This window comes from Desulfofundulus thermosubterraneus DSM 16057 (assembly GCF_900142025.1).
Taxonomy (GTDB): domain Bacteria; phylum Bacillota; class Desulfotomaculia; order Desulfotomaculales; family Desulfovirgulaceae; genus Desulfofundulus; species Desulfofundulus thermosubterraneus.
This window is the reverse complement of sequence record NZ_FQZM01000006.1, coordinates 66868-79564: the sequence shown is the minus strand read 5'-3', so window position 1 is coordinate 79564 and position 12697 is coordinate 66868. Positions and strand designations below refer to the sequence as shown.

Sequence of the window (12697 nt, the reverse complement as noted above, 5' to 3'; positions counted from 1 at the left end):
ATCCGACCGGATTTACTGGTCTTAAATTCTCTGGTCTTAATTAAGATCTTAACACCCGGCTTTAGCCCTGACAACTGCCGTTTCGACAAAAAACCCTCCGCATTCCGCGGAAGGCTGGTTAACTTATTAGCCGGATCACATGCGCCCCGAACGGAGGCCGCCGTTAACGGGGCCGAGCAACCTGAAGGGTTCCCCCGTTTTGCGCTCCAGGAGGGCCAGCTCCAAAATCAGCCGGGCCAGTTTGTCGGGGTGATGGCGGACTACATTGCTTTCGTGCACCAGGTCGGCCCCGATGACCTCGACTCCCATCTGCCGCAGCTTCTCTTCATCCACCGCAACCGGCACGGATCCCTCCCGGCGGTAGCGTACCTTTAACCGGGCCGGTATGCCGCCCTGGTTGACCACCACGTAATCCACAATGGGACCGGCGTGGGTGAAAATAGCCTGGAGATGATCGCTGGCGGCGTAACCGTCGGTTTCCCCGGGCTGGGTCATCACGTTGCAGACGTAGACTCGCACGGCCCTGGTGCGGGCAATGGCCTCGGGAATTCCTCGCACCAGGAGGTTGGGCAGAATGCTGGTGTAAAGGCTGCCCGGCCCCAACACCACCGCATCGGCCCCGGCAATGGCCTGCAGCGCCTCGGGCAGGGGGTAGCAATCTCCGGGCACCAGGAAGACCCGCTTAATAGGCTTCCTGCATCCGGGTATGGTGGATTCCCCGTATACCAGCGTGCCGTCGGATAGTTCCGCCCCCAGGACCACATTCTGCAGAGTAACGGGCAATACCTGCCCCCTGACGGCCAGCACCTTGCTTAAGGCCTGCACGGCTTCGTGAAACCCCCCGGCCATGTGGTTTAGCGCGGCCAGGAGCAGGTTGCCCAGGTTGTGTCCGGCCAGGTCGCCGCTCTTAAAGCGGTACTGGAGCAGGTCCTCCATCAACGATTCCTTATCGGCCAGGGCTACCAGGCAGTTGCGGATATCACCCGGGGGAAGCATACCCAGCTCTCCCCTTAGCCGGCCGGAACTTCCCCCGTCATCAGCCACGGTAACAATGGCCGTAATATTGCTGGTATACTCTTTCAAGCCCCTCAACAATACGGACAGCCCCGTACCCCCGCCAATTACCACTATGCGGGGTCCCCGGCGCAGGTGCTGGCGGGTATAGATAATTTCCGCTAGGCGCGTGCGCTCTCCGGGCGCCAGGACGTCCAACACCGATTTAAAGGCCTTGAAGTTCCCGTAAGCCAGGGCCGGCAGACCCAGAACCAGGAGAATCGCGCCCGCGATCCAAACCCGCCCCGGCCCGAAAAGCTCTGCAAGCCAGGCCAGCAGCACCGCCTGGTGCTCCCGGGGCAGATACCGGCCCAAAAGGCAGATGCCGGCAGCAGCAAGCACCAGGCCCAATAAGGCCAGGGCCAGCCACCGCTTGATATGCATACCGGGGTAAAGCCACTTGAACAGGTGCATCACCTTTCACCCCTGTCTTAACGGGGAAGATCCCGGTGCCGCACGGCCACCCGGTAACCCCGCTCCGCCAGATAGGCCCCCAAACAGTTGGCCAGGGTAACGGAGCGGTGCTGGCCGCCGGTGCAGCCAATGGCGATGGTCAGGGTGGTTTTGCCTTCCTGGATGTAGTGAGGAAGTAGAAAATCAATAAACTGGTAGAACCGGCTCACGAATTCCTGGCTCACCGGGGCGCACAGGATGTAATCCCGCACGGCCGGGTCGTTTCCGGTCAGCGGGCGCAGCGCCGGGTCGTAGTGAGGGTTGGGCAAAAACCGCACATCAAAGACCAGGTCGCTGTCCAGAGGTATGCCGTACTTGTACCCGAAGGAAATTACTGTAATGCGCAAGGGCGCCCCGGCATTATCCCCGAATAAGCTGACCAGTTCTTCTTTGAGCTGCTGGGGAGTCATTTCGGAAGTGTCAATTATTTTATGGGCCCACCCCCGCAATTCCCGCAGCCGCTCCCTTTCCTGCCGTATACTCTGCAGCACTTCCCCGTCCACGCTCAAGGGGTGGCTGCGGCGGGACTCCTTGTACCGGCGGACCAGGGTGGCATCGGAGGTCTCCAGGAACAATATCTCGTAGCGCAGCCCCTCCTGCTCCAGGCCGGCCAGAACTTCAAAAAGGGCGTCGAAAAATTCCCCACCCCGGATATCCACCACTACTGCTATTTTATTAATTCCCCGGGAAGATTGTGAACAAAGCTCCAGAAATTTGGGAATAAGTCTGGGGGGCAGGTTGTCCACACAAAAGAAGCCCAGATCCTCCAGAATCCTTAAGGCCTGGGTCTTTCCGGCCCCCGAAAGGCCGGTAACAATTACCAGACGCATAATTATCACCACTCGTTACCCGGCTCAACTGCGCATCAAAAGGCTCGTCTGTTGTAAATATTCAGTGAACCCGGTTGGATGCGGCCCAGCACTCACCTATATATGACTCTGCTCCCGGTGTTTCAGGTTTAATTGACAAATCAGGTTTTGGGAAGAACTAGTATTCCAGTGAGTGCTGGGTCCCGCTCACTCCTCCGCCAGGCGGGCTTTGAGCGTGTCGATCACCCTGACCGGGCCGGGGTCCACACCATAGAGCATGGCCAGGTACACGCTGGCATAGTCCCCAATATACACCAGGGAGTACATGCGGGCCAGGGCGCCGCTGCCCCGGGCCATTATTTCGACAACACCGGCCACGGCACTTTCCATGATTTCGCGGGTAATGGCAAAACGCTTCTGCACCCGCGGGTGATCCTGGGGATCCCGCAAAATAACCACGTAAAGCCGGCGCAGAAGTTCACCGGGAAACTCAAAGCCGACCAGTTCATTATGGTTTAACTCCGGAAACACGTTCCAGTAGGCCGGGGCCTTGGCATTTTCATTGATCTGCCCTTTCCAGCGCTGGGCTACTACTTCCGTGGTACCGCTGGAACCCCAGATTACGGGAATGCGGTTGTGGAAACTGGCCGCCAGCATCTTGGCCTGGTTGGAATCCCGCGGAACTTCCGGCTTGAGCTCCTCCCGGATGGATTGCAACAGGGAAGCGCACTCGGCCACCTCATGGCTGAGGTCCGGCAACAGGCCCATCCGGTAAAGCACGGCCAGGGTGGGAATGAAAAGGTATCCCGTGGCCGAACGGGGGGCAATGCCGCCGGGCACAGTAATCACCGGCACGCCGTCGTTCTTGGCCATTTCGCCCAATTTGCCGCCGGTGGTCAAGACCACAAGCGAAGCACCTTTTTCCCGGGCCTGGGCATAGGCACTCAAGGTTTCCTCGGTGTTGCCGGAATAGCTGACGGCAAAAACCAGGGTATGCGGCCCCACAAATTCGGGCAGCACATAATCCCGGTTCACCACCACCGGCACGTCCAGGCGTTGTGCGGCGTAGACCCGCAGGAGGTCACCCCCGATGGCCGAACCACCGAGACCGGTGACCACTACCTGGCGGAGATCATCCAGGGGAGAAACCGCGGCGGCCATACCCAGTTCCCAGGCCCGGGCACACTGCTCGGGCAGCTCCCACAGGGCCTTGAGCATTCCCTTCGTATCGGCATTATACATGGCCTGAGCGTCATCCAGAACGGGCAAAATGGACCCCTCCTTTATCATTGTCGCCTGCCGTTTGCACTCGCTTGCTCCCTTCCCCAGCACTCACCCAGCACTCACCGGTTCCAGGTACCTGCGCAGGGACTAAAGCCGCATATGGTTAGCAGTATTACTACCAGAGAACCCGGTTACGGTGAGTGCTGGATACCTGCGTAGGGATTGAAACCACACATAGCCAGCAATCATCCATACCAAAGAACTCTGGCTACAATGAGTGCTGGGGCGCTTCGTGCATAACGACGGCCATTTTCATCCTCGTTGGTGGCGCTGAATGCGTCATGGGTGTCTCAACCTTTAAAACTGCGGCCTGATTTCCAGCACGTCTTCCACGTAGGCCCGGAGCACTTCCGCCACACCCCAGGCCTGGGCAATACACCCCCGGGGGATAATGGGCTCATTGCCGTCAAAGATCTCGGAAATATAGCCCACCCCGTGGTCCCGCAGCTGGTCCTGAAAAGGAGCAAGAAAACGTGCCGCCTGCAGCCGGCTGGCCGGGGAATAATGGTGCACCTGGCGCCAGGCCGTAACAAATGGGCCGATCAACCAGCTCCAGACCGTCCCCTGATGGTAGGCTCCGTCCCGCTGCCACCGGTCACCGCCATAAACCCCCCGGTACCGGGGGTCGCCTGGAGATAAGGTACGCAGCCCGTAGGTGGCGTAGAGTTCCTGCCAGACACGGGTCATCACCCTTCGCCCCCTTTCGGCATCAACCGTGGTGAAGGGAAGGCTCAAGGCAATAACCTGGTTGGGGCGCAGGGAAGCGTCCTTTCCCTGCTCACCAACCACATCGTAAAGATAGCCGCCTTCCTCAAACCAGAACTCCCGCAAAAAACTTTGCCTGTGCTTTTCCAGCAGGTCCTGGTAGGGGAAGGTATCCCCGTATCGGGCGGCCAGCTCCCGCAATACGCACAGGGCATTGTACCAGAGGGCGTTGATTTCTACCGCCTTACCGTGGCGGGGTGTAACCACCCATTGATCCACCTTGGCATCCATCCAGGTGAGCTGCAGTTCCGGAGAACCCGCCGCCAGGAGCCCGTCCTCGTCAACTTTAATGTTAAAGTGAGTTCCCTTGATGTAATGGTGGACAATCTCCTTAAGGACCGGGTAGATCACTTCAGAACCCAGGGTATGGTCCCGGGTGTATTGCAGGTACTTCCAGGCCGCCCAGAAAAACCACAGGGAAGCGTCCACCGTATTATAAAGGGGCTCCCTGCCGGCATCGGTAAACATGTTCGGGAGAAGCCCGTCCTTGCAGTAACGGGCATAGGTGAGCAGGATGTCCCGGGCGTCGTCGTAACGCCGGGTAACCAGGGTCAACCCGGGCAGGGCAATCATGGTGTCCCTTCCCCAGTCGTTAAACCAGTGATAACCGGCAATGATACTTTTCGCGCCCGTGGACTGGCGGTAGACAATAAAGCTGTCCGCGGCCTGTACCAGCTGGCGGGCTAAAACGCTCCTGTACCCGGCCCTCTTCACCAGCTCCTGAAGGCGCTTTATTTCCAGCTCCATAAGGGCTCTCCCGTCCAGGGTGGAAACTTCCTCCAGCGTGGCCATAAAAGTAATGGTTTTGGCCTCCCGCGGCTCCAGAGAAATAGTAAAATCACCAGGTATGAAATGATCCTCCCGGGCATCCAGACCCCGCCTCTGTTCCACCACGTAAAACATATCGTAAAACCAGTCATCGCGGCCGTGGAACTCACCTTCACTGCAAACCAGGCGCAGGGCGGGATTCCGTTGCATCACTTTTACCGCCACCCCGTAGGGAATTTTCTCCCGGCAAAAGTTAAGCTGCCCCCGCCGGACGGTCCAGTGGAAATCCCGGTAGTTGACCAGGGGAATCAGGCGCAGGATGGCCGGTTCGGCACCGTTGATGACGCGATAAAGAATAACGGTGCTGTTTTCACCGTAGATCATAAAAATTTGCTTTTGAAGGGTTATGTCGCCAAAAGAAAAAACAAAGGTGGGAAATGGATTGAACAGTACCTGCTGCAGGTGGACAAATCCAAATTCCGTTACGCCCCCCCCGGTGTGATTGGTGGCCAGGTTGTACGTCCGCTGGGGGGTTTCCAGGCGCTCATCCAGTTTGGCCAAAAGCAGATTGCGCTGTACCGGCGGGGAAAGGGACGCCACGAGCAGACCGTGATATTTGCGGGTATTGACCCCGATAATGGTGGAGGAGGCATAACCACCCAGACCGTTGGTGATCAGCCATTCCTTTTCAATACCCCGCTCAAAATTGCGCCATTCCCCTTTGCCAAAGCGCAACGCCTCTCCTCCTTTCCCAATAACCTGGATCGATTACAATAATATGTGATAAATAGAATAATCCCGTACTGGCGCCCTTATACCACAGCGTTAGTAGGGAAGGTTTCCTCGCACCTTCTGGAGGGCCAGGGCCACCGCTCCCATTAAACCGGACCTCCCGCCCAGCTCCGCTGGCACCAGCCGCACCCGCCTGCGGGCAGGAGCAAAGGCACGCCGGGACACCTCCCCTTCCATGGCGTCCCATAAAAGGGGGCCCACCTGCATGGCCCCGCCTCCCAGCACCACCAGGGCCGGATTCAACAGGTTGATCACGTTGGCCACGCCGATACCCAGGGCCCGACCAGCGTTGATGATTATTTGCCGGGCCTCGCCGTCACCCGCAGCGGCCGCCCGGGCCACCTCCCGGGCGGTGATAGCGGCCACATCCCCTCCCGCCGCCTCCAGAATGGCCCTGCCCCCGCCGGATTCCACCAGGTGACGGGCCGCCCGGGCCATAGCCGTCCCTGAAGCCATAGCCTCCAGGCAGCCGTAATTGCCGCAGCTGCACCGGGGGCCGCCGGGATCTATGGTCATGTGACCGATTTCGCCGGCCCCGTAACCGGCGCCATGGTATAGGCACCCGCCCAGGATCAAACCGCCCCCGACGCCGGTGCTGACGGTGATGTAGACCATCTCCTCCTCACCGCGCCCGGCCCCGTAGACATATTCCCCCAGAGCGGCCAGGTTGGCGTCGTTGTCTACCGCCACGGGAATACCGAGCCGCTTCTCCAGCAAATCCTTCAAAGGGACATCGTGCCAGCCCAGATTGGGGGCCTGGTAAACCACCCCGGTGACAGCATTCAAGGGGCCGGGAGAACCGATGCCCAGGGCCAGGAGTGGTCCTGTTTCCCCGGCCTGCTTTAATACCTGGTTCACCGTCTCCACAATCCGCCCGATCACCGCCCCGGCTCCCTCCCAGGGCCGGGTGGGGACCACGACTTCGGCCAGCACGCCGCCGCTCTGGTCGGCCAGGGCGGTATAAATTTTGGTACCACCCAGGTCGACGGCGGCAACCAATCCCCTCATGCGGACCCTCCTTTTCAAGCCCAACCCAGGATAAATTTCTCCACCACCCGGGCTACGCCGCCGTCTTCATTGGAAACCGTAACGTAGTCGGCCCGGGCCTTGATCTGGGGCCGGGCATTGGCCACCGCCACTCCCAGACCGGCCCATTCAATCATTTCCAGATCGTTGTAGCTGTCTCCCACGGCAATCACCTCCGCGGGCTTGAAACCGTAAAAGGCGGCCACCGCCGCTAGGGCGTGTCCTTTGGTGGCCTGCGGGTGGGAGAATTCGAGAAAATAAGGTTTGGACTTGGTGATATGAAGGTTATCCCCGTAAAGGGGTTTTAATTCCGCGGCCAGTTCGTCCAGTTTCTCTTCCCCGGCAATTACCAGTACCTTGGTAGGATCCTGCCCCGCTTCTTTCAAAAAAGGAACGAGCGGCCCCACCGCCCGCGCCTGAACCCCGGAAATGGACTGGTAAAGCCTGCTTTCTTCGGTGTGCCGCTCCACGTAAAGGTGATCGTCCAGGTAGATGTTGATATGGTAACTGCGGGCTTGGACCCGGGCAACAATGTCCAGGGCGCAGGCAAGGGGCACGGGCCGGTGAACCACCACTTCCCGGGTAACGGCGTGCTTGACCAGAGCCCCCTGGTAAGTGATCAGAGGGGCATTGATCTCCAGTTCCCGGGCATAAGGCAGGGTGGCCCGGTACATGCGCCCCGTGGCCAGGGTAACCACCACACCGGCATCCCTGGCCAGGGCCAGGGCCCTCCGGTTGTCTTCGCTGATACGCAGGTTTTTATCCAGCAGGGTGTCGTCCAGATCTAAGGCCAGCAACCGGTACAACAGTTCATTCCTCCAGATTACATTTGTAGCTCACACCGGTAGTTACATCATGATCAAGATATCCCTGGATATTATACCATGGTTTTCTGAAAAAACCAGTCCTAACCACGCAAAAAACGGTAAACGGCCAGGGCGGCCGCCCGGTTCATCCCCGGCACGGCGGCTAGTTCCTCCACCGTAGCCCGGGCCATCTCCTCCAGGGAAGGGAAGGCTTTCAGCAGGGCCCGGCGGCGCACGGGACCGATGCCCTCGATCTCATCCAAAAGGGACTTGAGGTTGCGCCGGGTACGCAGCTGCCGGTGGTAGGTCACGGCAAAGCGGTGGGCCTCATCCCGCAGGTGCTGCAACAGGTGCAGGGCACGGGAATCCCGGGGCAGGCGAATGGGCTCGGAGCGTCCCTCGGCAAAGAGCAGTTCTTCCTCCTTGGCCAGGCCAAAGGCCGGGATGTGGGCAAAGCCCAGCTCCTTCATAACTTTCCGTACCGCCGACAGCTGGCCTTTGCCCCCGTCCACAATGACCAGGTTGGGTAACTGGTAAAATTTGGCCTGCCTGGTGGACAGCTGCCCGGTCTGGATCAGTTCCCGCTCTTCCCTGGCGCGGGTGAAGCGGCGCGTGAGCACTTCTTTCAGGGAGGCAAAGTCGTTCGGCCCTGATACGGTGCGGATTTTAAACCGCCGATACTGGCCTGGCGCCGGCCGTCCCTCTTCAAAAACCACCATGGAGGCCACGCTTTCCTCGCCCTGGGTGTTGGATATGTCAAAGCATTCGATGCGGTAAGGTATGTTCTCCAGACCCAGTTCCCGGGCCAGCTCGGCACAGGCATCCCTGCCCTGCCCCCGGGACTTCTGTTCCTGTTCGACTTCCTGCAGGGCCAAAAGAGCGTTTTTGGCCGCCAGGTCCACCAGCTGTTTCTTTTCTCCCCGGCGGGGCACCACCAGGCGCACCCTGGCCCCCCTGATGCCGGAAAGCCATTCTTCTATGGCCGGGCGTTCCTGGGGATCCATTTCGGCAAGGAGAATTTCTCCGGGGATAAAATCAGCCCGGACGTAATACTGCTTGACAAAGGCGGTGAGCACTTCCTCCGGGGTGTTTTCCGCACCGAGCACCAGGAATTGATCCCGCCCGATGAGCTTGCCGCCCCGCACAAAGAAAATCATCACCAGGGACAGGTCATGATTTTGGGCCAGGGCCACCACGTCCCGGTCTTCCTTGCTGGTTGACAGCACCTTCTGATTCTCCAGCACCTGGCGCACGGCCTGAAGCTGGTCCCGGAGGCGGGCCGCCCGCTCAAATTCCAGTTTATCCGCCGCCTCGTTCATACGCCTGGTGAGTTCTTTAACCAGGTCGTCCTGGCGGCCCTCCAGGAACAGGCAGATCTCCCGGATCATGGCCCGGTATTCCTCCCTGCCCACCTGGCCCGAGCAGGGAGCCAGGCAGCGGCCGATGTGAAAGTTGAGGCAGGGACGGTGCCTGGCGGACATCACACCTTCAGCCAGCTTCTGCTTGCAGGTGCGGAAGGGAAAAAGCCGGCGCAAAAGGTCCAGGGTTTCATGCACCGCTCCCGCGGAAGTGTAGGGGCCGAAATAACGGGAGCCGTCCTTGACCACCCTGCGGGTGACGTGCACCCGGGGGAAGTCCTCCCCCAGGGTCACTCTCAGATAAGGATAACTTTTATCGTCTTTAAGGTAGATGTTGTAGCGGGGGCGGTGCTCCTTGATCAGGTTTGATTCCAGGATCAGCGCTTCCACTTCGTTGTCCGTCACAATGTACTCAAAGTCCGCCGCCCGGTTCATCAACGCCCGCACCTTGGGGCTGAGACGGCTACCGGACTGGTAGTAGGAACGCACGCGGTTTTTCAGGGAAACGGCCTTGCCCACATAAATAATTTCCCCGGCCGTATCGCGGAAGAGATACACGCCGGGTTTGTCCGGGAGGTGTTGTAATTTTTCCTCAGGTGTCATCCTGCTCCCCTCCCCGTCATCAACCTCCCGCCACACGCACCCCATCAAGTAAGGACGGGCCCTGCGTATCCGCTCCACCGGCAAAGAAATGGTGGGATACGGGGGCACCGGCCAGAACCCGAGCCAGAAACTGACCGGTGTATGATTCGCTCACGCGGGCCACTTCTTCCGGCGTGCCGCAGGCCACCACCCGGCCGCCCCCGTCCCCGCCCTCGGGGCCCAGGTCGATGATGTAGTCGGCGGTCTTGATGACGTCCAGATTGTGTTCAATAACCACCACCGTATCGCCGGCCTCCACCAGGCGATGCAGCACGTGAAGGAGGCGGTGCACGTCGGCCATGTGCAGGCCGGTGGTGGGTTCGTCCAGGATGTAGAGGGTCCGGCCGTTGGAGCGCCGGGAAAGTTCGGTGGCCAGCTTCACCCGCTGGGCCTCACCCCCGGAAAGCTCCGGCGCCGGCTGGCCCAGGCGGATGTAGCCCAGACCCACGTCCTGCAGGGTTTTCAGCCGCCGGTGGATTTTGGGGATGTGACGGAAAAACTCCACCGCCTGGTCCACCGTCATGTCCAGCACGTCGGCAATGTTCTTCCCCTTATATTTTACCTCCAGGGTCTCCCGGTTGTAGCGCCGGCCCTTGCAGACCTCACAGGGCACGTAGACGTCGGGTAAAAAGTGCATTTCAATCTTGATGATGCCGTCCCCGGCACAGGCCTCGCAACGCCCGCCCTTGACGTTGAAGCTGAAGCGGCCCGGCTTGTAGCCCCGCATCCGGGCCTCGGGCAGGCCGGCAAAAAGATCCCGGATGTCGTTGAACACCCCGGTATAGGTGGCCGGGTTGGAGCGGGGCGTGCGGCCGATGGGGGACTGGTCCACGTTGATCACCTTGTCCAGGTGCTCGGTACCCCTGATCTCCCGGCAGGCCCCCGGCTGGGTACGGCTGCCGTGGAGCTCCCGGACCAGGTACTTGTACAGGATTTCATTCACCAGGGTGCTCTTGCCCGAACCGGAAACCCCGGTGACGCAGATGAACACCCCCAGAGGGAAGGTCACGTCTATCTCCTTGAGGTTGTGTTCGGCCGCCCCGATCACCTCAAGTACCTTGCCGTTGGGCTTCCGGCGCACAGCCGGGACGGGGATGAAGCGGCGGCCGCTCAAATACTGGCCGGTAATGGAGTCGGGGTTATTGAGGATGTCCTCCAGAGTACCCTGGGCCACCACCCTGCCCCCGTGCTCCCCGGCTCCCGGGCCGATGTCGATAATGTGGTCCGCCGTACGGATGGTGTCCTCGTCATGTTCTACCACGATCACCGTGTTGCCCAGGTCCCGCAGGTGCAGCAGGGTATCTAAAAGCCGCTGGTTGTCCCGCTGGTGCAGGCCGATGCTGGGCTCATCAAGGATGTAAAGCACCCCGGTCAGCCCGCTGCCGATCTGGGTGGCCAGGCGGATGCGCTGGGCCTCCCCGCCGGACAGCGTACCCGCCGCCCGGTCCAGGGTCAGGTAGTCCAAACCCACGTTGACCAAAAAACCGAGCCGGGCGTTGATCTCCTTGAGCACCTGCCGGGCAATGAGCCGCTCCCTTTCCGTCAGCTCAAGACGACGGAAAAACTCCAGCGCTTCCTTTACGGAGAGGCGGGTGACTTCCACAATGGAGAGCCCCCCCAGCTTCACCGCCAGGGCCTCGGGCCGCAGGCGGGCTCCGCTGCAGGCCGGGCAGGGGCGGTCGTTCATGTACCGCTCGATTTCCTCCCGGATGTGGGAGGAAGTGGTCTCCCGGTAGCGCCGGGAAAGGTTGTTGATTACCCCCTCAAAGGTGGCCACGTACTGGTGCCGCCGGCCGGAGGCGTCCCGGTAATTGACCAGGATTTTCTCCGTACCGGTGCCGTAAAGGATTTTATCCAGCTGCTCTTCAGTCAGCTCGGCCACCGGGGTGGAAAGGGAAAAGCCGTACTTTTCCGCCAGGGCTTCCAGACACGCATAGGCGTTGGTACCCCGGAACCAGCCTTCTATGGCCCCATCGGCAATGGATTTGCGCCTGTCGGGAATGACCAGGTCGGGATCAATCTCCCGCTTCACCCCCAGGCCGGTGCACACCGGGCAGGCCCCGTAGGGGCTGTTGAAGGAGAACAGCCGGGGGGCTATCTCCGGCAGGCTGATGCCGCATTCCGGGCAGGCAAAGTTCTCGTTGAACAGCATCTCGGAGCCGTCCACCACGGCAGCCACGGCCACGCCTCCGGCCATGCCCAGGGCCGTTTCCAGGGAGTCGGCCAGGCGCCGGGCCACGCCGGGACGGACGATCACCCGGTCCACCACTACTTCTATGGTGTGCTTTTTATTCTTATCCAGCTTGACCCCCTCGGCCAGGTCCCTGACCTCGCCGTCCACCCGCACCCGGGAAAAACCGCTTCTGCGGATTTCCTCCAGCACCTTCTGGTGCTCGCCCTTCTTGCCCCGTATCACCGGGGCCAGGATCTGCAGGCGGGTACCTTCCGGCAGGACCGTAAGCTGGTCAACCATCTGCTCCACCGTCTGCCGGGAAATGGGCCTGCCGCAGGACGGGCAGTGGGCCCGGCCCACCCGGGCAAAAATGAGGCGCAGGTAATCGTATATTTCCGTCACCGTCCCCACGGTGGAACGGGGGTTGTGGCTGGTGGTTTTCTGGTCAATGGAGATGGCCGGGGAAAGACCTTCGATGTAGTCCACGTCCGGCTTGTCCATTTGGCCCAGGAACTGACGGGCATAGGCCGACAGGGATTCCACGTAGCGGCGCTGGCCTTCGGCGTAGATGGTGTCGAAGGCCAGGGAAGACTTCCCGGAGCCGGAAAGGCCGGTCAGCACCACCAGCTTTCCCCGGGGAATCTCCACGTCAATATTTTTAAGGTTGTGCACCCGTGCTCCCTTAACGACAATTTTTTCCAGCATAACTCTTCCTCCATATAATGCCCTTTGCCGGACTATAGCGCCACGGAAAAGAGCAAAGGGACC

8 protein-coding genes are annotated in these 12697 nt (G+C 60.3%); all 8 read right to left on the bottom strand.

Features of this window, described 5'->3' with window-relative positions; genetic code table 11:
- Positions 1 to 135 precede the first annotated feature (135 nt).
- The 8 genes from mgfK to uvrA all read right to left on the bottom strand — a co-directional run bounded on the left by mgfK (position 136) and on the right by uvrA (position 12634).
- Positions 136 to 1467 carry a gluconeogenesis morphogenetic factor MgfK gene (gene mgfK, locus BUA65_RS02885; RefSeq protein WP_072867265.1) on the bottom strand — a complete coding sequence of 444 codons (1332 nt, stop codon included), beginning with the start codon at positions 1465 to 1467 and terminating at the stop codon, positions 136 to 138.
- A gap of 17 nt (positions 1468 to 1484) precedes the next feature.
- Complete coding sequence (gene rapZ / locus BUA65_RS02880) at positions 1485 to 2336, bottom strand: RNase adapter RapZ (protein WP_072867264.1); 852 nt, start codon at positions 2334 to 2336, stop codon at positions 1485 to 1487.
- Positions 2337 to 2522: 186 nt separating this feature from the next.
- Positions 2523 to 3584, bottom strand: a complete 1062-nt coding sequence (locus BUA65_RS02875; protein WP_084061998.1) for a bifunctional phosphoglucose/phosphomannose isomerase — start codon at positions 3582 to 3584, stop codon at positions 2523 to 2525.
- A 312-nt stretch (positions 3585 to 3896) separates the two neighbouring features.
- Positions 3897 to 5867 carry an amylo-alpha-1,6-glucosidase gene (locus tag BUA65_RS02870; protein WP_072867262.1) on the bottom strand — a complete coding sequence of 657 codons (1971 nt, stop codon included), beginning with the start codon at positions 5865 to 5867 and terminating at the stop codon, positions 3897 to 3899.
- Between the two features lie 90 nt (positions 5868 to 5957).
- A complete protein-coding gene (locus BUA65_RS02865) occupies positions 5958 to 6932 on the bottom strand; it encodes an ROK family protein (protein ID WP_072867261.1) in 975 nt (324 codons plus the stop codon).
- A 14-nt stretch (positions 6933 to 6946) separates the two neighbouring features.
- Positions 6947 to 7756: a Cof-type HAD-IIB family hydrolase gene (locus BUA65_RS02860; protein WP_072867260.1), complete on the bottom strand. Its 810-nt coding sequence runs from the start codon at positions 7754 to 7756 to the stop codon at positions 6947 to 6949.
- Positions 7757 to 7857: 101 nt separating this feature from the next.
- On the bottom strand, positions 7858 to 9717 hold the full coding sequence (uvrC, locus tag BUA65_RS02855; RefSeq protein WP_072867259.1) for an excinuclease ABC subunit UvrC: 1860 nt from the start codon (positions 9715 to 9717) through the stop codon (positions 7858 to 7860).
- A 19-nt stretch (positions 9718 to 9736) separates the two neighbouring features.
- Entirely contained in the window at positions 9737 to 12634 is a 2898-nt protein-coding gene (uvrA, locus tag BUA65_RS02850; protein WP_072867258.1) for an excinuclease ABC subunit UvrA, read from the bottom strand.
- Between the last annotated feature and the right edge of the window lie 63 nt (positions 12635 to 12697).